Source organism: Phytohabitans aurantiacus (assembly GCF_027923225.1).
Taxonomy (GTDB): domain Bacteria; phylum Actinomycetota; class Actinomycetes; order Mycobacteriales; family Micromonosporaceae; genus Phytohabitans; species Phytohabitans aurantiacus.
On the sequence record NZ_BSDI01000002.1, the window covers coordinates 103,933 to 127,804 of the forward strand.

Consider the following 23,872-nt stretch of genomic DNA (forward strand, 5'->3'; position numbering starts at 1 on the left):
TCCCTATCGGTGTTCGTACGGCGGGGCGCTGCCGGCCTCGACCACCTCGGCGGGGTCGATGTCGAACGAGCGGCCCCGGGCGGCTGGATCGGGCGACGCCGCGGCCAGCAGCTTGGTGTACGGGTGGTGTGGGTCGAGGATGACCTGGTCGGCCGGGCCCCGCTCGACGACCCGTCCCCGGTACAGGACCAGGATGTCGTCGGCGAAGTGCCGCGCGGTCGCCAGGTCGTGGGTGATGTAGAGGACGGCGAGATCCTGATCGCGTTGCAGGCTGGCCAGCAGGTTGAGTACCCCGAGCCGGATCGAGACGTCCAACATGGACACCGGTTCGTCCGCGACCAGGACGGTCGCGCCGGGCGCCAGTGCGCGGGCGATGGCGACCCGCTGGCGCTGCCCGCCGGACAGCTCGTGCGGCCGGCGGTGCGCGACGTCTCCGGCCGGCAGGCTGACCCGTTCCAGCAGCTCCACCACCGCCGACCACGTCTCGGCGCGCGTGCGGGTGCGGCCGTGCAGCCGCAGCGGACGGGCCAGGTGGTGGGCGATGGTGTGGAACGGGTTCAGCGAGGCGAACGGGTCCTGGAACACCATCTGCACGTGGTGCCGGTAGTCACGGTTGGGAACGGCCGCGCCACCGGACCCGCGCAGGATGACCTGGCCGCTGGTGGGTCGCTCCAGGCGAGCGATGATCCGGGCGATCGTGGACTTGCCGGATCCTGACTCGCCGACCAGCGCCACCGTGCGGCCCGGGGTGAGGGTGAACGAGACGTTGTCCACGGCCCGCAGCCGGCTGCGGCGCAGGCCACCGCGGATGCGGAAGTCCTTGACCAGGTCGGCCACCTCCAGCGTGGTCATGGCGCACCCCCGGACCGCACGAACGCCCCGCGCTCGCCGGTGAGGCTGGGGAAGGAGTCGAGCAGTCGCCGGGTGTACGCGTGCCGCGGCTGATCTCGGACCTGCTCGGCAGAGCCGTACTCCACGATCTGGCCGTCGAGCATGATAGCTATCCGGTCCGCGACCTCCAGCAGCAGCGGCAGGTCGTGGGTGATGAACAGGACGGCGAAGCCGAGCTCACCGCGAAGCCGCATGATCTCCCGCAGGATGCCGCGTTGCACCACCACGTCGAGCGCGGTGGTCGGCTCGTCCATGATCACGACCTGCGGTTCGAGCAACAACGCCATGGCGATCATCACCCGTTGCCGCATCCCGCCAGACAGCTCGTGAGGGTAGGAACGCAACCGCCGCGGGTCGACGCCGACCAGCGCCAGCAGTTCGGCGCAGCGGGCCCGGCGCGCCTTGCGGGACATCGCCGGCCGGTGGGTGGTGAGCACGTCCTCCAGCTGCCTCCGGATGGTCAGGACCGGGTTGAGCGCGTTCATGGCGCCCTGGAAGACCATGGACAGCTTCGACCACCGGAAGGCGCGCAACTCCTCGGGCGTCAACGCGAGTATGTCGAGGTCGCCGTCCACGCGGTCGCGGAAGGTCACCGATCCGGCGGTGACCTCGGCCGGTGGCCGGTACAGCCGGTTGACCGCGTACGCGAGAGTGGTCTTGCCACAGCCCGACTCGCCGGCCAGGCCGAGAATCTCGCCCCGCCGCAGCGTGAGCGAGACCTCCCGGACCGCGCGCACCGGCCGCTCGCCCTGGTACGTCACGGAAAGGCCGGTCAGGGTGAGCACCGCATCATCGCCCGGACTCGGCGCGGGGTCCGTGGCACGGCGGGTCACCGCGCCCACACGCCGCCGCAGATCCCGCAGCTTCGGGTTGATGATCTCGTCGATGCTGAAGTTGACAAGGGCGAGACCGCAGCCGAACAGGGCGATGATGAGCCCGGGCGGCACGAACCACCACCAGGCACCGCGCTGCAGCGCGAAGCCGTTCTGCGCGTAGTAGAGCATCGTGCCGAGGGTCGAGGACGAGGACGCGCCCAGGCCCAGGAATGACAGGCCGGCCTCGCTGAGGATCGCCGCGATGACCGCGAACACGAACTGGGACGCCAGCAGCGGCAACAGGTTCGGCAGGATCTCGACGCCGATGACCCGCCAGGTTCGCTCACCGGCGACGCGGGCGGCGAGCACGTAGTCCCGTCCGCGCAGAGACAGCGTTTGGGCGCGCAGCACCCGGGCCGACGCGGCCCAACCGGTGATCGCCAGTACCAGCGCGATGGTCCAGGAACCGCGCTGCTCCGGCGGGACGAACGCGGAGATCACGATGACCAGGGGGAGGCCGGGAATCACCAGCATCACGTTGGAGAACAGCGAGAACGCCTCGTCGACCACGCCGCCGATGTAGGCGCCCACGATGCCGAACAGCGCCGACAGGAACGTGGCCATGACGCCGACGAGGACGCCGATGTAGAGCGAACCCCGGGTGGCGTAGGCGATCTGGGCGAGCACGTCCTGACCGGTCTGGGTGGTGCCGAGCAGATGACCGCCGCTCGGTGCCGTCAGGCCGATGTTGTCGATCCGGTCCGGGTCGCCGACCAGCAGCGGCCCGACGAGACCAAACAGGGTGATCGTGAGGATGAGCGCGGATCCGACGGCGAGCTTCGGTGACCAGCGGGGTGCCAGGTTGCGCCAGCCGGCGCTCGGTCGCGGCTCCAGCAGCTCCGGGCTGAGGTTCGTCATCCTCAACCGCCGGTCCGGGTACGGGGGTCGATGATGCCGTAGAGCAGGTCGACGGCGAGGTTGGCGGCCAGCACGGCGACCGTGATGACCAGGAAGATGGCCTGCATGAGCGCGTAGTCGTTGTTCTGCACCGCCTGCAGCAGCTTCGACCCGATGCCCGGATAGGCGAAGACCTGCTCGGTGACGATCGAACCGGCCACGACGAAGCCGAGCGAGATGGCGAACCCGGCGACCGACGGCAGCACCGCGTTGCGCGCGGCGTACCAGATCATGACGCGCCCCTCGCGCAGCCCTTTCGCCCGTGCGGTGAGCACGTAGTCCTCGGCCATGGCGGAGACCATCATGTTTCGCGTGCCCAGCAGCCAACCGCCGACCGAAGAGACCACGATCGTCAGCGCCGGCAGGACACCGTGGTAGAGCGCGGAGCCGAGGAAGTCGGCGTTCCAGCCCGGGGTGAGGACGACGTCGTACCCGCCGAGCAGCGGAAACCAGCCCAGCGCGGACCCGAGGACGGCGACCAGGATCAGCGCCAGCCAGAAGTACGGCACCGCTGACAGTACGGTCGTGGCGGGCACCAGGGAGTCCAGCCAGGTGCCCCGCCGCCACCCCACGAACACGCCCAGCGTGATCCCGAACAGGACCGCCAGGACCGTCGCGATCCCCACCAACGCGACGGTCCACGGCAGCGATGTCGCGATGACCGTCGAGACCGGCGTCGGAAAGTCGCTCACCGAGATCCCGAAGTCACCACGCACCAGATTCCCCAGGTACGACAGGTACTGCCGGAACAGCGGCTCGTCCGAGTCGGTGCCGAGCAGCAGCTCGTACGCCCGGCGGGCGGACGGGTCGACGCCGCTGCCGCGCTGTTGCAGCTTGGCCATGAGGATGTCCACCGGGTCGCCGGGCATCATCCGCGGGATGAAGAAGTTCAGCGTCACCGCGGCCCAGAGGGCGACCAGGTAGAAGGCGAGCTTGCGCAGGTAGTACCGCATCGGCCCGGACTCACTTGCCGGCTGGCTTGAGCCGCAGGAAGACCTCCGCGTTGTCGGGGTGCGCCCAGATAGCGGGGAAGGCGTACAGGTCGCTCTGCGTCGGCCAGCCGGTGAACTTGGCGTCGTGGTACACGTTGATCGTGCCCTGGGTGAGGACCGGGATGTACGGCATCGCCTGCTCGACGCGGGTCTGGATCGTCTCCAGGTAGGGCTGCCGTGCGGCGGTGTCGGCGGGGTTGATGCGCCTGAGCGCGTCGAGGGCCTGGTCGACCTGCGGGTCCGAGAAGCGGCTGACGTTCGGTCCCGGCTTGGCGCCGACCTTGGCGGTCTGCGCGGTGCTGAAGAAGTAGTTGTAGACGTAGAACGGGTCAGGCGCGGGGCCCTGGTACAGCGAGTCGATGACCAGCTGGTACTCGCCGCGGTCCTTGGCGTCGACGAACTCGTTCCACGACAGCTGCTGCGGGGTGAGCTTGATGCCGGCCTGCTTGAGCTGCTGGCCGATCGTGTTCACCGCGGTGATGTAGTCGGTCCAGCCGGAGACCGTCTTCAGCGTCAGCGACAGCGGCTTGCCACCCTTGGCGTAGAAGCCGTCGGAACCCTTGGCGTAGCCGGCGCTCTCCAGGATCTGCTGTGCCTTGGCCGGATCCGGCTGCATCGGCGCGGTCCGCTGCCGCAGCTTGCCGGAGATGAGCTCACCGTCGCGGTCCGGCAGGAGGAAGCTGGGTGAGACCTCGCGGCCGGTGCCTTCGAACGCCAGCGCGTTGAGCTGGGTCCGGTCGATGGCGTGGTAGATCGCCTGCCGCACGGCCGGGTCGGTCTGCGGACCCTGGCAGCCCAGGGCGGCGCTGCTGCAGGTGACCAGCGCGATCTGGTTCACCGGGGTGATGACGGCCTTGTAGCCGGGATAGCTCTTCTCCACGTCCTTGACATCCGGTACCGGCCCGGTCTGCCAGTCGATCTGGCCGGCCTTGAGGGCGGTGGCTCCCGCCTGGTTACCGGACAGCGCGAGGTACCGAATCTTCTTCACCGCCGGCTCGCCGCCCCAGTAGGCCGGGTTCGCCTTGAGCGTGTACGCCTGCGGCTTGAACTCCTCCAGCAGGTACGGCCCGGTGCCGACCGGCTCCTTCACCACGGCTACCGCCGGGTCGGCGATGTCCTTCCACTTGTGCTCCGGCACGATGTACGTCTTGCCCAACACCGACGGGCCGTCCACAAACGACGGTTGCTCGAACGCGATCGTCACGTGCGTGTCGTCGACCGCCGTCGCTCGGCCGGCGTAGCCCGTACTGTTCATGCCCTTGTGCTTGCTGATCATGTCGAGCGTGAACACGACGTCGTCGGCGGTGAACTTCTCCCCATCGGACCAGCTCACACCGTCCCGGAGCGTGATCGACAGCTGGGTGCCGTCCGCGTTCCAGGCGAACTGCGTGCCCAGCCGCGGTGTCGGCTCGTCGTCGCGAACGATGTTGTAGAAGAACAGGGTCTGGAAGATCGTCCCCGTCCCACCGATGACCGTCGGCGCGAACGGATTGAAGTTGATCTGATAGTCGGTGGACTGGCCGGTATAGGCGACCAGCGTGGGGCTGTCGCCTGCGGCCGGTTTGCCTGACGATCCGCAGCCTGCGGCGACAACCGCCATCGCGGCCAGTAACACGGCGGCGCGTGCACCCGCGCCGCGTTCTGTCGACACCATCGCGACTTCCTCCGGGCATTCTGCTCGTGGGGTTGTGCTACGACATGGAGCCCGCGCTGCGGACATTATCAAGTTGCCTAAGAAAGTCGTCAATAGGTTCTCGCGGCAGAGGCAACCTTGATGGATTTCGGCCCTTGAGCTGAGGGTTGACTTACTTAGGCTGCCTACGTAACGATGCGATCGCCGACCGACCAAGAGAGGGCGGACGATGCGCGAGACTTTGCACGGCGGCTGGCGCCTGCGTGCCGTGGGAGGGCCGGTGCCGGCCTTCCTCGTGGGACGGCAAGTGCCCGCTGTGGTGCCCGGCAGCACCCACCTCGACCTGATGGCCGCGGACCTCATCCCGGACCCGTACCTGGACCGCAACGAGGCGGCACTGACCTGGATGCACCGCGTCGACTGGCAATACGCGACCGTGTTCCAGGCACAGGCGCCGCGTCTCGACGAGCGGGTGGAGTTGGTCTTCGACGGCATCGACACGATCGCCACGGTCGAGCTGAACGGCGACGTGCTCGGCCACACCGCCAACATGCACCGCGGCTACCGGTTCGACGTCTCCGAGTCGCTGCGCGACGGCGCCAACGACCTGACCGTGACGTTGAGCTCCGCGCTCGCCCACGCCGAGCAGATGGAGGCTCAGCTTGGCTGGCGCCAGCGGGCCTACCCGCACCCGTACAACGCCATCCGCAAGATGGCCTGCTCCTTCGGCTGGGACTGGGGACCCGACCTGCAAACCGCCGGCATCTGGAAACCCGTACGGCTCGAACGCTGGGACACCGCCCGCCTGGCCCAGGTTCGCCCGCTCGTCACCGTCGACGCCGGCGGCACGGGCCGCGTCGACGTACACCTGGAACTGGACCGCGCCACCGACCGCGACTACACCGCGGTCGTGGCCGTGGGCGACCGCGAGGAACGGGTCGCGGTCACCGGCGACATCGCGCACGTGACCGTCCTCGTGCCGGACGCGCGGCTGTGGTGGCCGGTCGGCTATGGCGAACAGCCGCTCTACGAGCTGACCATCACGCTCCTGGCCGACGGCGAGCCCGTAGACGTAGCCCGGCGCCGGGTCGGGTTTCGCACCGTCACCGTGGACACCGAGCCGGACGAGACCGGCGCGCCGTTCACCTTCGTCGTCAACGGCAAACGCGTCTTCGCCAAGGGCGCCAACTGGATCCCGGACGACCACTTCCTCACCCGGATAACCCCCGAGCGGCTGCAGCGCCGAATCGACCAGGCCGTCGACGCCAACATGAACATGCTGCGAGTCTGGGGCGGCGGCATCTACGAAACCGACGACTTCTACGACGCCTGCGACGAACGCGGGGTCATGGTCTGGCAGGACTTCCCCTTCGCGTGCGCCTTCTACGCCGAGGAAGAGCCGCTGCGCGGCGAGGTCGAGGCCGAGGCCCGGGAGAACATCACGCGGCTGGTCGCCCGCCCGTCCCTCGTGCTGTGGAACGGCAACAACGAGAACCTCCCCGCGTACACCGACTGGGGCTGGCAGGAAAGCCTGCAGGGACGCAGTTGGGGGCTTGGCTACTACACCGAGCTGCTGCCCAAGCTCGTCGACGAGCTGGACCCCACCCGCCCGTACGCGCCAGGCAGTCCGTACAGCCCCGGTGACCTGCCACCCAACGACGCCCACTACGGCACCCGCCACGAATGGGACGTCTGGAACGCCCTCGACTACAGCCACTACCGCGACCACATCCCGCGGTTCTGCGCCGAGTTCGGCTTCCAGGGCCCACCCACCTGGGCCACCCTCACCCGCTCGATCCACGACCAGCCGTTGACGCCCACCTCACCGGCCTTCCTGCTCCACCAGAAAGCCGACGACGGCAACGGCAAGCTGCACCGGGGGCTGCAACCACACCTGCCCGTACCGGACGACTTCGAGCAGTGGCATTGGGCGACCCAGCTCAACCAGGCACGCGCGGTGGCGTTCGGCATCGAGCACTTTCGCTCCTGGTCGCCACGCACCGCGGGAGCCCTCGTCTGGCAGCTCAACGACTGCTGGCCGGTCACCTCATGGTCCGCTGTGGACAGCGATGAACGACCCAAACCCCTCTACTACGCCATCAAACACGCGTTCGCGCCACGGCTGCTGACCGTACAGCCCCGCCAGGGAAGGCCCACGCTCGTCGCGATCAACGACCACGACCAGCCCTGGACCGGGACGGTCCGCGCAACCAGGCAGACCTTCGACGGCGACCCGCTCGCCACCGCCGAACTACCGCTCAGCGTGCCGCCCCGATCCACCGCGCTCCTGGACTTGGCCGACGACCTGCTCAAACCCGCCGACCCGAAGTCCGAAGTGCTGATCGCGACCGCCAGCGGCGCGGACGTCCACCACCTGTTCGCCGAAGACCGCGACCTCGGCTACGACCCAGCGCCGTTCGTCGCCACCGTCACACCCGCGGCCGGTGGCTACCGGATCGACGTCCAGGCGACCTCGTACGTCCGCGACCTCGCCCTGCTCGCCGACAAGATCGCACCCGACGCGGTCGTCGACGACATGCTCGTCTCACTCGCAGCCGGGCAGAGCCACTGCTTCTTCGTACGCACCACCGCGAGCCTCCACTCACCGTCCACTTTGGTGCGCCTAGACGTGCTGCGCTGCGCCAACATGGCAGCGGCCCCGAGGTAGTGGGACGGCGGCGGGTGAGGCCGCGGGAGCAACGGTCTCGCGCACGACGCACGTCGCGGTAGCTCGCAGAGGTGGCTGAGCGCGCCGCCGTCAAGACGGCGTAAATATTCGCGGCGGCGGCGTATGGATTCCGTCAAGAACCCTGTCCGCTCGTCGTGGCGTGCGTTTGTATGGCTCCGCGCGGTCGATTCGCGGCCGCGATGCCAGACAGGAGCACAGCGGTGATCGCTGGTTTGACTGGTTTGTGGTGAATCGCTACGGGGACCTCGCCTGGGAAGGTACAACCAGTCCATGGCATTTGACCGTTTTGGGACGAAGGAGTCGCACGGTGGCTGACATAGCCCTGGTGCTGTTGACGGTGGGGCTGTTCGCGGTCCTCGCCCTGGTGGTCCGGGCGGTGGAGCGCCTGTGAGCGCGGTCAACGTCATCGGCCTGATCGTCGCCGCGGGCCTGGCCGTGTTCTTGGTCGCGGCCCTGCTGTTCCCGGAGCGTTTCTGATGAGCTCGACCGGCGCGGGCATGATCTTCCTGCTCACGTTGCTGCTGGCCCTGGCGGTGAGCTACCGGTTCCTGGGCGACTACATGTACCGGGTGGTCTCGGACGCCAAGCACTGGCGGATCGAACGGGGCGTCTACCGCCTGGTCGGGGTCAACGCCGACGGTGAGCAGTCCTGGGGCGTGTACGCCCGCAGCGTCCTCGCGTTCTCGGCTGTGTCGATCCTGTTCCTGTACGCGTTCCTGCGGATGCAGAGCCTCCTGCCGCTGTCGCTGGGTTTCGACAACGTGATGACGCACGGCGCCTGGAACACCGCCGTGTCGTTCGTGACCAACACCAACTGGCAGTGGTACTCGGGCGAGTCCACGATGGGCCACCTGGTGCAGATGGCCGGCTTGGCGGTGCAGAACTTCGTCTCCGCCTCGGTGGGTATCGCGGTCGCGGTCGTCCTGGTGCGCGGCTTCGCCCGCCGCAAGACCGATCAGCTCGGCAACTTCTGGGTCGACCTGACCCGGATCACCCTGCGGGTGCTGCTGCCGATCTCCATCCTGGCCACGATCGTGCTGATCATCGGTGGGGCGGTGCAGAACCTGTCCGGCGGCACCGACGTGACCACCCTCGCCGGCGCCACCCAGCACATCACCGGCGGGCCGGTCGCCTCCCAGGAGGCGATCAAGGACCTCGGTACGAACGGCGGCGGCTTCTACAACGCCAACTCCGCACACCCGTTCGAGAACCCGACGAGCTGGACGAACTGGCTGGAGATCTTCCTGCTGCTGGTGATCCCGTTCAGCCTGCCCCGGGTGTTCGGCCGGATGGTCGGCCAGAACCGGCAGGGGTACGCGATCGTCGCCGTCATGGGCATCCTCGCCGTCGCGAGCATCGCTCTCACCATCGGCTTCGAATCCGCGCACGGCGGCACGGTGCCGCAGGCCGTCGGCGCCGCGATGGAGGGCAAGGACGTCCGGTTCGGCGTCCCGAACTCGGCCACCTTCGCCGCCGCCACCACGCTGACCTCGACCGGTTCGGTGAACTCGTTCCACGACTCGTACACGTCGCTGGGCGGCATGATGCCGATGATCAACATGATGCTCGGCGAGGTGGCGCCCGGCGGGGTCGGTGCCGGCCTGTACGGCATGCTGATCCTGGCGGTGATCACCGTTTTCGTGGCCGGGCTGATGGTCGGCCGGACGCCGGAGTACGTGGGCAAGAAGATCGGCGCCCGCGAGATCAAGTTCGCGTCGCTGTACTTCCTGGTGACCCCCGCCCTGGCGCTGATCGGCACCGCCGCGGCGATGGCGACCAAGAACCACGAGACGGCTCTCAACGCCGGCCCGCACGGCTTCTCCGAGGTGCTCTACGCGTTCACGTCCGCCAGCAACAACAACGGCTCCGCGTTCGCCGGTATCACCGTCAACACCGCTTGGTGGAACACGGCACTGGGCTTGGCGATGCTGCTGGGCCGGTTCCTGCCGATCGTCCTCGTGCTCGGCCTGGCCGGCTCCCTGGCCCGCCAGCAGCCGGTGCCGGAGTCGGCGGGCACGCTGCCGACCCACAAGCCGTTGTTCGTCGGCATGGTCGTCGGAGTGACGGTCGTGCTGGTCGCGCTCACGTTCCTGCCAGCCCTCGCGCTCGGCCCCCTGGCCGAGGGCCTGTAAGCCGCCACCGCAAAGGAAGCAACAGACATGACTGTCACGTCAGTGGCACCCGAGGCGACACCGGGAACAGCCCCGCGCGCCAAACCGGTGGGCGGCGGCCTGCTGGATCCCAAACAGCTGTGGCGCTCCACACCGGGCGCGCTGCGCAAGCTCGACCCGCGTTCCCTGTGGCGCAACCCGGTCATGCTCATCGTCGAGGTCGGCGCCGTCTTCACCACCGTCCTGGCGATCACCGACCCGACCGTCTTCGCCTGGCTGATCACCATCTGGCTGTGGCTGACCGTGGTGTTCGCCAACCTGGCCGAGGCCGTCGCCGAAGGCCGGGGCAAGGCGCAGGCCGCCAGCCTGCGCAGAGCCAAGCAGGACGCGGTCGCCCGCCGGCTGGTGGGATGGGGTTCCGAGACGGTCCGCGAGGAGAGCGTCGACGCCGTCGCGCTCAAGCAGGGCGACATCGTCGTATGCGAGGCGGGCGACGTGATCCCGGGCGACGGCGACGTGATCGAGGGCATCGCGTCGGTCGACGAGTCGGCGATCACCGGCGAGTCCGCCCCGGTGATCCGCGAGTCGGGCGGCGACCGCAGCGCGGTCACCGGCGGCACCAAGGTGCTGTCGGACCGGATCGTCGTGCGGATCACCCAGAAGCCGGGGGAGTCCTTCATCGACCGGATGATCGCGCTGGTGGAGGGCGCGTCCCGGCAGAAGACCCCGAACGAGATCGCGCTGAACATCCTGCTGGCCGCCCTGACGATCATCTTCCTGCTGTCGGTGGTCACGTTGCAGCCGATGGCGATCTTCGCCAAGGGGTACCAGGGCGCGGCTCCGGACACCGAGGCGATCAACGCCGACGGCGTCACCGGCATCGTGCTCGTGTCGCTGCTGGTGTGCCTGATCCCGACCACGATCGGGGCGCTGCTGTCGGCGATCGGTATCGCCGGCATGGACCGCCTCGTACAGCGCAACGTGCTGGCGATGTCGGGGCGCGCGGTCGAGGCGGCCGGCGACGTGAACACGCTGCTGCTGGACAAGACCGGCACGATCACGCTGGGCAACCGGCAGGCCGCCGAGTTCCTGCCGGTCGAGGGGGTCACCGCCGCCGAGGTCGCCGACGCCGCCCAACTGTCCAGTCTGGCCGACGAGACACCGGAGGGCCGGTCGGTGGTCGTACTGGCCAAGAACGAGTACAAGCTGCGGGCCCGCGACGAGGGGCTCATGCCGCACGCCCACTGGGTTCCGTTCACGGCCGAGACGCGAATGTCCGGAGTGGACGTCGACGGGCGCAGGATCCGCAAGGGCGCCGCGGCCGCCGTCATGAAATGGGTACGCGACAACGGCGGCCACCCGAGCGGCGACGTCGGTCCGGTGGTGGACGGCATCTCCGCCAGCGGCGGCACCCCACTGGTGGTGGCCGAGCACCTCGACGGCCAGCCGGCTCGTGCCCTCGGCGTCATCCACCTCAAGGACGTGGTGAAGGCCGGCATGCGGGAGCGGTTCGACGAGATGCGCCGGATGGGCATCCGCACCGTCATGATCACCGGTGACAACCCGTTGACCGCGAAGGCCATCGCCGACGAGGCCGGTGTCGACGACTTCCTCGCCGAGGCCAAGCCGGAAGACAAGATGGCCCTGATCAAGAAGGAGCAGCAGGGCGGCCGCCTGGTCGCGATGACCGGCGACGGTACCAACGACGCGCCGGCTCTGGCCCAGGCCGACGTGGGCGTCGCGATGAACACCGGCACGTCGGCGGCGAAAGAGGCCGGCAACATGGTCGACCTCGACTCCGACCCGACCAAGCTCATCGAGATCGTCGAGATCGGCAAGCAACTGCTCATCACCCGCGGGGCGCTGACCACGTTCTCCATCGCCAACGACATCGCCAAGTACTTCGCCATCATCCCGGCGATGTTCACGGCCGTGTACCCGAGCCTCGACGCGATGAACATCATGCGGCTGCACTCGCCCACGTCCGCGATCCTGTCCGCGATCATCTTCAACGCGCTGATCATCATCGCGCTGATCCCGCTGGCGTTGCGCGGCGTGACGTACCGACCTTCCAGCGCCTCGAAGCTGCTGAGCCGCAACCTGTTGATCTACGGCCTCGGCGGCATCGTCGTGCCGTTCATCGGCATCAAGCTCATCGACCTGCTCGTCCAGCTCATCCCGGGAATCTGAGATGCGACTTCCTACCTGGCTCGCCCAACACGTCGCGGCGCTGCGCGCCCTGCTGGTCTTCACCGTCCTGCTTGGCCTCGCCTATCCGCTGTTGATGGTCGCGGTGGCACAGCTGCCGGGCCTGCGGGACCGCGCGAACGGCTCACTCGTCGAGAACACCGCCGGCAAGACCGTGGGCAGCAGGCTCATCGGTCAGGCGTACACCGACGCCGACGGCAACCCCATCCCGACGTACTTCCAGTCCCGCCCGTCGGCGGCCGGTGACGGGTACGACCCGACCGCCACGGCGGCCAGCAACCTGGGTCCCGAAGACGTCGTGGACACGGCCGACCGGGCCAGCCTCCTTACCCAGGTGTGCGAGCGCAGCAGGGCCATCGGCGAGCTCGAAGGCGTCGACGGCAGCCGCCCGTACTGCACCAGCGACGGCGTCGGCGCGATCCTGGCCGTGTTCCACCGGGACGGCTTCACCGGCCCGGTCACCCGCGTGGTCAGCGTCAACCAGACCGGCACCCCGTTCATCCCCAGCTACCAGGGCGTACCCGTCGACAGCGCGAAGGCCGGCGAGGACTACGTCGCCGACGGCGGTGTCCTGGTCGCCATCCGGGGCGACGCACCGGACAAGCCCGCCGTGCCGTCCGACGCGGTCACCGCCAGCGGCAGCGGCCTCGACCCGCACATCAGCATCGAGTACGCCGAACTCCAGGCGCCCAGGATCGCCCGGGAACGCGGCACCGACAACGCCACCATCCAGCGACTGATCGACGAGCACACCGACGGCCGAGCGCTGGGCTTCATGGGCGAGCCCGGCGTCAACGTGCTCGAACTCAACCTCGCCCTCGACCGCGAACTGCCACGATAGGGCGAAAGGAGCACGATCGATTCATGGCACGCGGCCAACTGCGCGTCTACCTCGGCGCCGCCCCCGGAGTCGGGAAGACCTTCACCATGCTCGAAGAGGCCCACCGCCGCCAGGGGCGGGGCACCGACGTGGTGGTCGGGTTCGTGGAGACGCACGGCCGCAAGTCCACGGCCCAGATGATCGGCGACCTGGAGGTGGTGCCCCGCAAGACGATGACATACCGGGGCAGCACCTTCGAGGAAATGGACGTCGACGCCATCCTGGCCCGCCGGCCCCAGGTGGCGCTGGTGGACGAGCTGGCACACACCAACGTGCCCGGCTCCCGCAACGCCAAGCGCTGGCAGGACATCCAGCAGCTGCTCGACGCCGGCATCACCGTACTGTCCACAGTGAACATTCAGCACCTGGAATCCTTGAACGACGTCGTCGAGCAGATCACCGGCATCACCCAGCGCGAGACCGTGCCCGACGAATTCGCCCGCCAGGCCGATCAGGTCGAGCTGGTCGACATGACGCCGGAGGCGCTGCGGCGGCGGATGGCGCACGGCAACGTCTACAAGCCGGAGAAGATCGACGCCGCTCTCGGCAACTACTTCCGGGTCGGCAACCTCACCGCCCTGCGCGAACTCGCCCTGCTGTGGCTGGCCGACAAGGTCGACGAGCAACTCGACCGGTACCGGGCCGATCACCAGATCGGCACCACCTGGGAGGCCCGCGAACGCGTCGTCGTCGCGCTCACCGGCGGCCCAGAGGGGGAGACCCTTATCCGCCGCGCCGCCCGGATCGCCGCCCGCACCAAGGGCGCCGACCTCATGGTGGTACACGTCGCCCGCGCCGACGGCCTCGCCGGGGGTGATCCCACGCTGCTGGCCAAGCAGCGCGTGTTGATAGAGAGCCTCGGCGGCACCTACCACCAGGTGACCGGCGACGACATCCCCACCGCGCTGATCGACTTCGCGCGCGGTGTCAACGCCACCCAGCTCGTGCTCGGCGTCTCACGCCGCAGCCGGCTGGCCCAGATCCTGTCCGCCGGCGTCGGGGTGACCACCACCAACCTGTCCGGGCCGATCGACGTCCACCTTGTCACCCACGAACACGTCGGCCAGGGCCGGCTGCGCCCGTCCGCCGGCGCCAGCCCGCTGTCCCGGCGCCGCCAGATCGCCGGATTCGCCCTCGCGCTGCTCGGGCTGCCGCTGCTGACCCTCGCCCTGGTCGCGTTGAAAGACGAGCTGTCGCTGGCCAGCGACGTCCTGCTCGTACTGGCCGGCGTCGTCGCCGTCGCGCTGGTGGGCGGCATGTTGCCGGCTGTCGCCGCGGCCGTGGTGGGGTTCCTGCTGCTGAACTACTTCTTCACCGAGCCCTCCCACTCGCTCAACATCGCCGACCGGGAGAACGTCCTGGCTCTGCTGGTCTTTCTCGTGCTGGCCGTCGCCGTCGCCGCCGTGGTCGACCTGGCCGCCCGCCGCACCCGCGAAGCCGCCATCGCCTCGGCCGACGCCTCCACGCTCGCCACCGTCGCCGGCAGCGTCCTGCGCGGCGCGCGCCCCCTCGCCGCGCTGCTCGAACGGCTCCGCGAGACCTTCGGCCTGGCATCGGTGACGCTGCTCGAACGCGCTCCCGGCGCCGCCGACGGTCCAGCCCGGCAGGAGGACCCGACCGCGTGGCGGATCGCGGCCACGGTCGGCGATCCGCCCTGCCGGGCACCGGGCCAGGGCGACACCACCGTGCCCGTGGACGACGACCTCGCCCTCGTGCTGTGCGGCCGCGCGCTGCCGGCCGCCGACCGGCGCATCGTGGAGGCGTTCGCCGCCCAGGCCGCGCTCGCGCTGCGCCAGGAACGCCTCGCCCAGGAAGCCGCCAAGGCCCGGCCGCTGGAGGAGGCCGACAAGATGCGCACCGCGCTGCTCGCCGCGGTCAGCCACGATCTGCGTACCCCGCTCGCCTCGGCGATGGCCGCGGTGGCCAGCCTGCGCAGCCACGACGTCGCCTTCTCCCACGAAGACCAGGACGAGCTGCTGGCCACCGCTGCCGAGTCTCACGAGCGGCTCTACCGGCTCATCGAGAACCTGCTCGACATGAGCCGCTTGCAAGCCGGCGCGCTGGGCGTGACCGCCACCGCGGTCGGCCTCGAAGAGGCCGTACCCACCGCCCTGGACGAGATCGGCGACGCTGGCCGGCAGGTCACCGTCACCATCCCGGACGACCTGCCCACCGTCACCGCCGACCCGGGCCTGCTGCAGCGGATCCTGGTCAACGTCATCCGCAACGCGCTTCGGTTCAGCCCACCGGACAAACCGCCGATCATCACCGCCAGCGAGCACGACGACCAGGTGGAACTACGGATCATCGATCACGGCCCGGGCATCCCCGACGACCTGCGCGACCGGGTGTTCCAACCGTTCCAGCGCCTCGGCGACCGAGACAACGGCACCGGCGTCGGCCTCGGCCTGGCCCTTTCCCGAGGACTGGCCGAAGCCATGGGCGGCACCCTGCTGCCGGAGACCACCCCCGGCGGCGGCCTCACCATGGCCCTGACCATGCCTGCGGCGGAGGCCGGGGTTACCGCCACCGAGGCGCGAGCCACCGTCCTGGCCGAACGTGCGATCGTCGAACGGATCAACCGCCGTAACCGTCCCACCGAGGGGAGCGAATGACCAGCATCCTCGTCGTCGACGACGACCCGCGCCTGCTGCGCACGCTGCAGATCAACCTGCGTGCCCGCGGCTACGAGGTCGACGTCGCACCGGACGGCGCCGCGGCCCTACGGACCGCGGGGACCCGGAAGCCCGACCTCATCGTGCTCGACCTGGGACTGCCGGACATGGACGGCGTCGAGGTCATCCGCGGCCTGCGCGGCTGGACGACCACACCGATCATCGTGCTGTCCGGTCGCAGCGGCAGCGCCGACAAGGTCGAGGCCCTGGACGCCGGTGCCGACGACTACGTCACCAAGCCGTTCGGCGTCGACGAACTGCTCGCCCGCATCCGCGCCGCCACCCGACGGAAGTCCACCACACCGGCCACCCCGCTGACCCTGCGTATCGGCAAGCACGCGATCGACCTCACCGACCGCATCGTGCGCGCCGCCGACGGCCAGCATGTGCGGCTCACCCCCACGGAGTGGCACCTGTTGGATGTCCTGGCCCGTAACCCGGGACGGCTGGTCAGCCAGCGCCAGCTCCTGACCGAGGTCTGGGGCCCCACCTACACCACCGAGACCAACTACCTGCGCCAGTACATGGCTCAGCTGCGGCGCAAGCTCGAAGACGACCCTGTCCGGCCGCAACACCTTCTCACCGAGCCGGGCATGGGCTACCGGCTGCACCTCGACCGGCCGGCATGAGAAGCGTCCGGGGCGCCCGCTCCATCACGTAGGGTCGAGGTGGTGCGCCGGGAAGTCTGGTCGGCAATGCCGCTGGCGTGACTTCGAAAGGCGACCACCCATGGTTCGTGCGCGTTCCGCAACCACCCTGTTCCGGTTGGGCTCGTGGATCGAGGCGCGCCGGATCGCGGCGATCCTGCGGCAGGAGACGATCGGTGGCGTGCTGCTGCTGGCCGCCGCGCTGCTGGGCATGGTCTGGGCCAACACGCCGTGGTCGGCGCGGTACGAGGCACTACGCGACCTGCGGCTGGGCTCCGCCGCCCTGCATCTGGACCTGAGCCTGGCCACCTGGGCGGCCGACGGCCTCCTGGCGATCTTCTTCTTCGTGGCCGGCCTGGAGCTCAAGCGCGAGTTCGTCGCCGGCGACCTGCGCGACCCGCGCCGGGCCGTGGTGCCGGTCGCGGCGGCGGTCGGCGGTGTGACGGTACCGGCTGTCCTGTATCTGGTCTTCGCTGGTCGTGATGCCGCTAGCGGCTGGGCGGTGCCCACCGCGACGGACATCGCGTTCGCCCTGGCCGTACTGGCGGTGGTGGGCCGGCACCTGCCGGGCGCGCTGCGGACGTTCATGCTGACGCTGGCGGTGGTCGACGACCTGATCGCCATCGTGATCATCGCCGTGTTCTACACCCGGGACCTCGCGGTGACGCCGCTGCTCGGCGCGCTGGTGCCGCTGGCGGTCTTCGGGCTGCTGGTCCAGCGGCGGGTGCGGTCGTGGTGGCTGCTGCTACCACTCGCGGCCGCCACCTGGGTGCTGGTACACGAGTCCGGAGTGCACGCGACCGTGGCAGGCGTGCTGCTGGCGTTCACGGTGCCGGTCGTGCGCAGCGAGAAGGCGGGCGGCCCGGACGCCGGTCCGGGGCTCGCCGAGCATTTCGAGCACCGGTTCCGGCCGCTCTCGGCGGGTGTGGCGGTGCCCGTCTTCGCGTTCCTGACGGCCGGAGTGACGGTCGGTGGCTGGAGTGGCCTGACCCACGCGCTGTCGGAGCCGGTCGCGGTGGGGGTGGTGGCCGGGTTGATCGTCGGCAAGGCGGTCGGCATCACGGGGGCGACCTGGCTGGTGGCCCGGTTCACCCGGGCACGCCTGGACGAGGGGATCAGCTGGGCGGACGTGGTGGCGCTGGGGATGCTCGGCGGTATCGGGTTCACCGTCTCGCTGCTGATCGGCGAACTGGCCTTCGGACCCGGCTCAGCCAGCGCCGAGCACGTCACGGTCGCGGTCCTGACCGGCTCTCTTGGTGCGGCGTTGCTGGCCACCGTCTTGCTGCGGCTGCGAAACCGGGCACACCGCCGGCTACAGGCCGCGCAGTCGACGGACCTGGATGACGACGGCGTCCCCGACGTGTACCAGGGCAGCCGGGCCGACGGCGGGTAGGGCGCCGGCGACGGGGCTGCCTGCCACATGGCCCTAGCCGCCGACGTGGATCGCGGGCCGCCGCGCGGGGTCCGGTTCGTGCCGGCGGATGATCTCTCGTACCACCGGTGCGGTGTCCCCGCGTCCCAACAGCAGGTAGCGCAGCAGGTGCAGCAGGGGAGAGCCTTCGGCCCACGCGAAGTAGCAGCGCGGCCGGACCCCGGTGGCGTCCCGCAGGGCGAGCAGGATCGCCGCGATCGCGTTCGGCGCGGCAGGGCTGCCCACCCGCAGCACCCGGTGGCCGGCCACCTCCACGCCCTGGACCCGCAGCACGTCGCTGAACGCCGAGGGGTCGACCACCTCGACCTCCAGAAAGAGCACGTCGGCGCGGCCCGGCACCGGGTTGGTGCCGCGCTGCTCGATCTCCTTGGCCGTGTATTCGGCGGCGTCGCCGTCCTGCCGCCGGTTGGCGATGATGTTCAGGGCGCCGTCGTGGGCGATCGAGTCGGTGACGAACTGCCGGGCCGCCTGGTCGAACTCGATCCGGTCCGCGCGCAGTTCGGTGGTGCGGGAGACCCGGGAGATCAGCGAGACCGTGATGATGCCGGCGATGAACATCGCGGAGATCGCGATACCGTCCGGCTTTTCGATGATGTTCTCCACCAGCGCGTATGCCATGACGAGCGTGACCACCGTGAACCCGACGGTGGCGCGGTGTTGCCGGCGGCGGGCGACGGAGATGGTGACCGCGACGGCGGCCGAGACCATCATGGCCAGGATCCCGGTCGCGTAGGCGCCGGCCTGTGCGTTGACGTCCGCGCCGAACGCGATCGTGATGGCGATGCTGATCGCTGTGTACACCAGCACGACGGGCCGCACCGCGCGTCCCCACTCGGGCGCCATGCCGTAGCTCGGCAGGTACCGGGGCACGATGTTGATCAGGCCGGCCATCGCGGACGCGCCGGCGAACCACAGGATCAGGACGCTGCTGAGGTCGTAGGCGGTGCCGAACGCCTCGCCCAGGTACTCGTGGGCCAGGTAGGCCAGGGCCCGGCCGTTGGCCTCGCCGCCGTCGCGGATCGCCTCTTCCGGGATCAGCACCGTGGTGACGAAGCTGGTGGTGATGAGGTACCCGCTCATGATCAACGCGGCGGTGGTGAGCAGCTTGCGGGTGTTGCGGATCCGCGAACGCATCCGCTGCTGGGCGTCCTCTCCCTGCGCGGCGACCAGCGGCATCATGCTCACCCCGGTCTCGAACCCGGACAGTCCCAGCACCAGGAGCGGGAACGCGGTGAACGCCGGGCCGATCACGCCGCCGAAGCCCTCCCGTCCGGTGGTCACCGCGTCCCACCAGGTCGACACCGCACCAGCGGTGCCGAACACCTCGACCAGCCCGACCACGACGATGACCAGGTTGAGCCCGAGGAACGCCACGACCAGTGGGATCGCCACGCCGACGGCCTCGCTGAATCCCATCAGGAACACCGCACCGAGGATCAGCAGCAGCACGACGGTGATGACCACGGCCTGGCCATGAAAGGCGCCCGGGGTGAGGGGGTTCTCGATCAGGTGCACGCTGGCGTCCGCGGCGGACAGGGTGATCGTGATGATCCACGAGGTGGCGACGAAACCGAGCAGTACCAGCACGAAGAGCTTGCCGCGCCAGAAGGGCAGCAGGTGCTCCAGCATCGCCACCGACCCCTGGCCGTGCGGGCTCTCTTTCGCCACCCGCCGGTACATCGGCAGCATCCCCAACAGGGTCAGGGCCACGATCAGCAGCGTCGCCAGCGGCGACAGCGCCCCGGCGGCCAGGATCGCGATACTCGGCAGATACGACAGGGTGGAGAAGTAGTCCACGCCGGTCAGGCACATGACCTTCCACCACGAGTGTGGCTTGGCGTGGCTCTCCTCGGCTTCCGGGCCAACCGGCTGTACCCGGTGGGCCAGCAGCCATCGAGACAGCGGGCCGCCCGGCGGCGGGGGAGCCACCGGGCTGTCGACGGATGCGGGGAGCAGTGGATCCGGCTCCACAGCGGACTCGGCCGCAGGCTCTGCGCTCACGTTCTCCCCATCGAAGGTCGGCACCACGACCTCACATCATGCCCGCCCCGGGCCAGCCCTGACGCCGCCACCGTCGACGTCTGGTGCCATCCTGAGCCAAGTTGGGTTGCAGTGATGCCAAAATGGTGCCATCATGGCGTCATGGATTTGAGGCCGTACATCGAGCAGATGCGCAACGAGTTCGCGGTGGCCGCCGAAGGGGTCGACGCTGACGGCCGGGCGCTGGCCGAGCGTCTGTTCGCGCAGATGGAGGCGGCGACCCGGCTCACGCTGCTCGACGCGCTTTCCGAGGCGGCTGACGAGATCACCCGTGAACTCGCGCCGGGGTCGGTGCACGTGCGGCTGCGTGGGCGCGAGCCCGCGTTCGTGGTGACGCTCCCCGATCCCTCGGCCGACGACGAGCGGCCGGTCGCTGGTCCAGCCGCGGCGCCACCGGTGCTGGCACCGGACGGTGACGAGGGTGGCACGTCGCGCATCAACCTCCGCCTTCCCGACCACCTGAAGGCCACCATCGAGCAGGCCGCCGGCCGGGCCGGGCTGTCGGTCAACGCCTGGCTCGTACGAGCCGCCGCCAGCGCTGTCGAGGCCAGCGATCCGCAGCAACGTCCGGCGAGGCACGCCCAGCCGAGCTCCGGCCAAAGCTTCACCGGTTGGGCCCGCTAACCGCTTTCCTTCCACCCGCTGACCAGCGGCAACAGCCCGTTGGGCACATTCCGGGAGACCACCATGCCTGTTTTCGCCACACCGGAACCGATTTCCATCCACATCGACCTGCCCGTCGGCGACGCCTGGATCGCCGCCACCGACCGCGCCGACACCGTGGTGCAGGTACGGCCACGTAACGCGTCGAGCAAGGCTGACGTGAGCGCCGCGGAGCAGACCACCGTCGACTACGCCGGCGGCCAGCTGACGATCAGGGCGCCGAAGACCTGGCGGCGGTACGCCTTCGGTGGAGGCCCGTCCGTCGACGTACTCGTCGAGGTGCCGAGCGGGTCGAGCGTGCACGCCGAGGCGTCGTGGGCGACGTTCCGCTGCGAGGGACGGCTCGGCGAGTGCCGATTCAAGACCGGCGGCGGCGTCCGGGTCGACCAGACCGAGGCGTTGGACGTCGACTGCAGCCATGGCGAGGTCGTGGTCGACCGGGTCACCGGCGCAACCAAGGTGACGGCGTCGTCCGGCAAGGTACGCCTCGGCGAGGTCGACGGGACCATCGAGATCAAGAACTCGTCCGGCGACTGCTGGATCGGGCAGAGCGGCGGAGACGTACAGGTCAAGACCGCCTACGGCGACATCACCGTCGACCGGGCGTTGGCATCCGTCACGGCACGCAGCAACCACGGCAGCGTCCGGATCGGCGAGATCGCCCGCGGTTCGGTCGACGTGCAGACCTCCTACGGCGGCGTCGAGGTCGGGGTTCGCCGCGGTACCGCCGCCTGGCTCGACCTCAACTCCCGCAAGGGCAGGGTGCACAACGCGCTCGACGCCACCGACGGGCCGGCGCGGCACGACGAAACCGTCGAGGTCCGCGCGAGCACCAACTGGGGCAACATCACGATCCGCCGCGCCGCCTGAGGAAACGAGGAGACCATGACAAGCCCGACGCCACCGGCGATCACCACCACCGGCCTGCGCAAGTCATACGGCGACAAGGTCGTGCTCGACGGCATCGACCTCGCGATCGCCGAGGGAGCGATCTTCGCGCTCCTCGGCCCCAACGGCGCCGGCAAGACCACCACCGTGCAGATCCTGTCCACGCTGATCAACGCCGACGGCGGCCACGCCAGCATCCTGGGCCGCGACCTCGCTCGGGAAACGGGCGCCGTACGCGACCTGATCGGTGTCACCGGCCAGTTCTCCGCGGTCGACAACCTGCTCACCGGCCAGGAGAACCTGAACCTCATGGCCGACCTGCATCACCTGAACAAGGCGGCCCGCCGCCGGCGCACATCCGAACTGCTCGAGCAGTTCGACCTGACGCGGGAGGCGAACAAGCCGGTCTCGACGTACTCCGGCGGCATGCGCCGCCGGCTCGACCTCGCGATGACCCTGGTCGGTGCACCACGCGTCATCTTCCTGGACGAGCCCACCACCGGCCTCGACCCGCGCAGCCGGCGCGGCATGTGGCACATCATCCGCGACCTCGCCGCCGGCGGCGTCACCATCTTCCTCACCACGCAGTACCTGGAGGAAGCCGACCAACTCGCCGACCACGTCGCCGTCCTCGACCACGGGCACATCGTGGCACAGGGCACACCCGACGAACTCAAGCGACTGATCCCCGGCGGCCACGTCCGCCTGCAGTTCACCGACCCCGACGAATTCCAGTTCGCGTCCCAGGTCTTCGGCACACCGGTACGTGACGAGGAGGCGCTCGCCATCCAGGTACCCAACGACGGCAGCGTGCGCTCGTTGCGCGCCCTGCTCGACCAGCTCGACCGCGCCTCCGTCGAGGTCGCCAGCCTGTCGGTGCACCTGCCCGACCTCGACGACGTCTTCCTGGCCCTCACCGGCCAGCCCAACCCCGAGAGGATCGCCGCGCCATGACTACGCTCAGCCTCGCCGTCCGCGACTCCAACACCATGCTGCGGCGCAACCTGCTGCGCATGCGCCGCTACCCGTCGCTGACGTTCATGTTGATCGGCATGCCGGTCATCTTCCTGCTGCTGTTCGTCTACGTCTTCGGCGGCACACTCGGCAACGGCCTCGGCGGCACCTCGGGCGGCCGCGGGGCGTACGCCAACTACGTCGTACCCGGCATCCTGCTGATGGCGGTGGCCGGTACGGCGCAGGGCACGGCGCTGTCGATCGCGATGGACATGACCGAAGGAATCATCGCCCGGTTCCGCACCATGGGGATCTTCCGCCCGTCGGTGCTGACCGGTCACGTCCTCGGTGCCGTCATCCAGACCATGCTCGGCTTGGTGGTCGTCGTCGCCATCGCCCTGCTCGTCGGCTTCCGCCCCAACGCCAACCTCATCGAGTGGGTCGCCGCGACCGGTGTACTCGCCATGATCGCGTTCGCGCTCACCTGGCTGTCGGTCGCCCTCGGCCTGGTCGCCAAGAGCGTCGAAACGGCCAGCAACCTGCCCATGCCGCTGACGCTGCTACCGTTCCTCGGCAGCGGCTTCGTGCCCACCGACTCGATGCCCGCCGCGGTGCGCTGGTTCGCCGAGTACCAGCCGTTCACACCCGTCATGGAAACCCTTCGCGGCCTGTTGCTCGGCACCGGTATCGGCGCCAACGCCGCCCTCGCGGCCGCCTGGTGCGCCGCGATAACCGCGATTTGCTTCTTCTGGGCCAAAGCCCTGTACAACCGCTGAGATGTCGAGTTCGGCGGTGGTGTTCTCATTGGAAGAAGGCTTTGAGCACCGGTCCGAGGACGTCAGGGGCGCCGACGTGGCCCTGGCCGGCGAGGGCGCCCGCGGCGCTGGCGAAGAAGTCGTTGGGCAGGCCGCTCATACCCCGGGAGGCCGCATCGATGTCCTCGGACAGACGTTCGGCCATACCGTGGAGCTGGACCGCATGACCACCGCCGAGGACGAAGCCACGATTACCGACCGTTTCCAGCGCGATTCGGGCCAGCTCCGCCTGGAACGGGTCCATCACGCGTGGCGAAGCTCAGGGAAGCGGTCCTCCCACAGCGAGCGGACCCGCCTAGCCGGGAAGAGATTGCGCCACTCACTGCGGATCAGTCGCCAGTTGAGCAGACGCCGCAGATCCGCCTCTTGACCCTCTTCCAGGACGATCTTGTACATCGCGGCACGGTCGTACTCATCGTCAAGGTCGAACTCCCGGCGACCGCTCCAAGCTACGTCACGAGGAAGGGTGACCACACTGTGGTCAGGTCCCTGCAGCTCGTCGAGCCTCGCAGGCACCGCATAAGGCTTGACGTCCGCGACGCTGAAGGGTCGCCGGTCCGTGTCCATACTCTCAATATGACC

The 23,872-nt window shown here is 69.4% G+C and carries 19 protein-coding genes; 12 read left to right on the forward strand and 7 right to left on the reverse strand.

Annotated elements, in window-relative coordinates; all coding sequences use genetic code 11:
• Positions 1–3: 3 nt before the first annotated feature.
• The 4 genes from QMG73_RS03325 to QMG73_RS03340 are packed head-to-tail and all read right to left on the reverse strand — an operon-like array spanning position 4 to position 5,309.
• A complete protein-coding gene (locus QMG73_RS03325) occupies positions 4–852 on the reverse strand; it encodes an ABC transporter ATP-binding protein (protein WP_281892351.1) in 849 nt (282 codons plus the stop codon).
• On the reverse strand, positions 849–2,624 hold the full coding sequence (locus QMG73_RS03330) for a dipeptide/oligopeptide/nickel ABC transporter permease/ATP-binding protein (protein WP_281892353.1): 1,776 nt from the start codon (positions 2,622–2,624) through the stop codon (positions 849–851). Before QMG73_RS03330 ends, QMG73_RS03325 begins: the two co-directional genes overlap by 4 nt.
• A gap of 2 nt (positions 2,625–2,626) precedes the next feature.
• Positions 2,627–3,616: an ABC transporter permease gene (locus QMG73_RS03335; protein ID WP_281892354.1), complete on the reverse strand. Its 990-nt coding sequence runs from the start codon at positions 3,614–3,616 to the stop codon at positions 2,627–2,629.
• A gap of 10 nt (positions 3,617–3,626) precedes the next feature.
• Complete coding sequence (locus QMG73_RS03340) at positions 3,627–5,309, reverse strand: ABC transporter substrate-binding protein (protein WP_281892355.1); 1,683 nt, start codon at positions 5,307–5,309, stop codon at positions 3,627–3,629.
• Between the two features lie 208 nt (positions 5,310–5,517).
• On the opposite strand from QMG73_RS03340, the gene QMG73_RS03345 reads away from it, so the two are divergent.
• From QMG73_RS03345 to nhaA, 8 genes are all read left to right on the forward strand, one after another.
• A complete protein-coding gene (locus QMG73_RS03345; RefSeq protein ID WP_281892356.1) occupies positions 5,518–7,956 on the forward strand; it encodes a glycoside hydrolase family 2 protein in 2,439 nt (812 codons plus the stop codon).
• A gap of 408 nt (positions 7,957–8,364) precedes the next feature.
• Positions 8,365–8,454, forward strand: a complete 90-nt coding sequence (kdpF, locus tag QMG73_RS03350) for a K(+)-transporting ATPase subunit F (protein ID WP_281892357.1) — start codon at positions 8,365–8,367, stop codon at positions 8,452–8,454.
• Complete coding sequence (gene kdpA, locus QMG73_RS03355; protein ID WP_281892359.1) at positions 8,454–10,109, forward strand: potassium-transporting ATPase subunit KdpA; 1,656 nt, start codon at positions 8,454–8,456, stop codon at positions 10,107–10,109. Before kdpF ends, kdpA begins: the two co-directional genes overlap by 1 nt.
• Before the next feature lie 27 nt (positions 10,110–10,136).
• Positions 10,137–12,278: a potassium-transporting ATPase subunit KdpB gene (gene kdpB / locus QMG73_RS03360; protein ID WP_281892361.1), complete on the forward strand. Its 2,142-nt coding sequence runs from the start codon at positions 10,137–10,139 to the stop codon at positions 12,276–12,278.
• 1 nt (position 12,279) lies between these two features.
• Positions 12,280–13,137, forward strand: a complete 858-nt coding sequence (locus QMG73_RS03365; protein ID WP_281892363.1) for a potassium-transporting ATPase subunit C — start codon at positions 12,280–12,282, stop codon at positions 13,135–13,137.
• Positions 13,138–13,160: 23 nt separating this feature from the next.
• Positions 13,161–15,791, forward strand: a complete 2,631-nt coding sequence (locus QMG73_RS03370; RefSeq protein ID WP_281892364.1) for a sensor histidine kinase — start codon at positions 13,161–13,163, stop codon at positions 15,789–15,791.
• Positions 15,788–16,480 (forward strand): response regulator, encoded by a 693-nt coding sequence (locus QMG73_RS03375; RefSeq protein ID WP_281892365.1) that lies wholly within the window; start codon positions 15,788–15,790, stop codon positions 16,478–16,480. The genes QMG73_RS03370 and QMG73_RS03375 overlap by 4 nt, the downstream gene beginning before the upstream one ends.
• 100 nt (positions 16,481–16,580) lie before the next feature.
• Entirely contained in the window at positions 16,581–17,891 is a 1,311-nt protein-coding gene (nhaA, locus tag QMG73_RS03380) for a Na+/H+ antiporter NhaA (RefSeq protein WP_281892366.1), read from the forward strand.
• 33 nt (positions 17,892–17,924) lie between these two features.
• On the opposite strand, the gene QMG73_RS03385 is transcribed toward nhaA, so the two are convergent.
• On the reverse strand, positions 17,925–19,931 hold the full coding sequence (locus QMG73_RS03385) for an APC family permease (RefSeq protein WP_407676739.1): 2,007 nt from the start codon (positions 19,929–19,931) through the stop codon (positions 17,925–17,927).
• A gap of 141 nt (positions 19,932–20,072) precedes the next feature.
• Here QMG73_RS03385 and QMG73_RS03390 point away from each other — a divergent pair, with 141 nt between their 5' ends.
• The 4 genes from QMG73_RS03390 to QMG73_RS03405 all read left to right on the forward strand — a co-directional run bounded on the left by QMG73_RS03390 (position 20,073) and on the right by QMG73_RS03405 (position 23,251).
• Positions 20,073–20,594, forward strand: coding sequence for a hypothetical protein (locus tag QMG73_RS03390; protein WP_281892367.1), 522 nt, complete (start codon positions 20,073–20,075; stop codon positions 20,592–20,594).
• A gap of 63 nt (positions 20,595–20,657) precedes the next feature.
• Positions 20,658–21,503, forward strand: coding sequence for a DUF4097 family beta strand repeat-containing protein (locus tag QMG73_RS03395; RefSeq protein ID WP_281892368.1), 846 nt, complete (start codon positions 20,658–20,660; stop codon positions 21,501–21,503).
• 15 nt (positions 21,504–21,518) lie between these two features.
• Positions 21,519–22,475 (forward strand): ATP-binding cassette domain-containing protein, encoded by a 957-nt coding sequence (locus QMG73_RS03400; RefSeq protein ID WP_281892370.1) that lies wholly within the window; start codon positions 21,519–21,521, stop codon positions 22,473–22,475.
• Positions 22,472–23,251 (forward strand): ABC transporter permease, encoded by a 780-nt coding sequence (locus tag QMG73_RS03405; RefSeq protein WP_281892372.1) that lies wholly within the window; start codon positions 22,472–22,474, stop codon positions 23,249–23,251. The genes QMG73_RS03400 and QMG73_RS03405 overlap by 4 nt, the downstream gene beginning before the upstream one ends.
• Positions 23,252–23,276: 25 nt before the next feature.
• Here QMG73_RS03405 and QMG73_RS03410 read toward each other — a convergent pair whose 3' ends face one another.
• Complete coding sequence (locus QMG73_RS03410) at positions 23,277–23,537, reverse strand: nucleotidyl transferase AbiEii/AbiGii toxin family protein (RefSeq protein WP_281892373.1); 261 nt, start codon at positions 23,535–23,537, stop codon at positions 23,277–23,279.
• Positions 23,534–23,857 carry a hypothetical protein gene (locus tag QMG73_RS03415; RefSeq protein WP_281892374.1) on the reverse strand — a complete coding sequence of 108 codons (324 nt, stop codon included), beginning with the start codon at positions 23,855–23,857 and terminating at the stop codon, positions 23,534–23,536. Before QMG73_RS03415 ends, QMG73_RS03410 begins: the two co-directional genes overlap by 4 nt.
• Positions 23,858–23,872 lie beyond the last annotated feature (15 nt).

What these genes read in the sequence shown, in the direction of transcription:
- QMG73_RS03325 (WP_281892351.1), bottom strand. Translation starts at nt 852, where the DNA reads ATGACCACGCTGGAGGTGGCCGACCTGGTCAAGGACTTCCGCATCCGC.
- QMG73_RS03330 (WP_281892353.1), bottom strand. Translation starts at nt 2,624, where the DNA reads ATGACGAACCTCAGCCCGGAGCTGCTGGAGCCGCGACCGAGCGCCGGC.
- QMG73_RS03335 (WP_281892354.1), bottom strand. Translation starts at nt 3,616, where the DNA reads ATGCGGTACTACCTGCGCAAGCTCGCCTTCTACCTGGTCGCCCTCTGG.
- QMG73_RS03340 (WP_281892355.1), bottom strand. Translation starts at nt 5,309, where the DNA reads ATGGTGTCGACAGAACGCGGCGCGGGTGCACGCGCCGCCGTGTTACTG.
- QMG73_RS03345 (WP_281892356.1), top strand. Translation starts at nt 5,518, where the DNA reads ATGCGCGAGACTTTGCACGGCGGCTGGCGCCTGCGTGCCGTGGGAGGG.
- kdpA (WP_281892359.1), top strand. Translation starts at nt 8,454, where the DNA reads ATGAGCTCGACCGGCGCGGGCATGATCTTCCTGCTCACGTTGCTGCTG.
- kdpB (WP_281892361.1), top strand. Translation starts at nt 10,137, where the DNA reads ATGACTGTCACGTCAGTGGCACCCGAGGCGACACCGGGAACAGCCCCG.
- QMG73_RS03365 (WP_281892363.1), top strand. Translation starts at nt 12,280, where the DNA reads ATGCGACTTCCTACCTGGCTCGCCCAACACGTCGCGGCGCTGCGCGCC.
- QMG73_RS03370 (WP_281892364.1), top strand. Translation starts at nt 13,161, where the DNA reads ATGGCACGCGGCCAACTGCGCGTCTACCTCGGCGCCGCCCCCGGAGTC.
- QMG73_RS03375 (WP_281892365.1), top strand. Translation starts at nt 15,788, where the DNA reads ATGACCAGCATCCTCGTCGTCGACGACGACCCGCGCCTGCTGCGCACG.
- nhaA (WP_281892366.1), top strand. Translation starts at nt 16,581, where the DNA reads ATGGTTCGTGCGCGTTCCGCAACCACCCTGTTCCGGTTGGGCTCGTGG.
- QMG73_RS03390 (WP_281892367.1), top strand. Translation starts at nt 20,073, where the DNA reads ATGGATTTGAGGCCGTACATCGAGCAGATGCGCAACGAGTTCGCGGTG.
- QMG73_RS03395 (WP_281892368.1), top strand. Translation starts at nt 20,658, where the DNA reads ATGCCTGTTTTCGCCACACCGGAACCGATTTCCATCCACATCGACCTG.
- QMG73_RS03400 (WP_281892370.1), top strand. Translation starts at nt 21,519, where the DNA reads ATGACAAGCCCGACGCCACCGGCGATCACCACCACCGGCCTGCGCAAG.
- QMG73_RS03405 (WP_281892372.1), top strand. Translation starts at nt 22,472, where the DNA reads ATGACTACGCTCAGCCTCGCCGTCCGCGACTCCAACACCATGCTGCGG.
- QMG73_RS03415 (WP_281892374.1), bottom strand. Translation starts at nt 23,857, where the DNA reads ATGGACACGGACCGGCGACCCTTCAGCGTCGCGGACGTCAAGCCTTAT.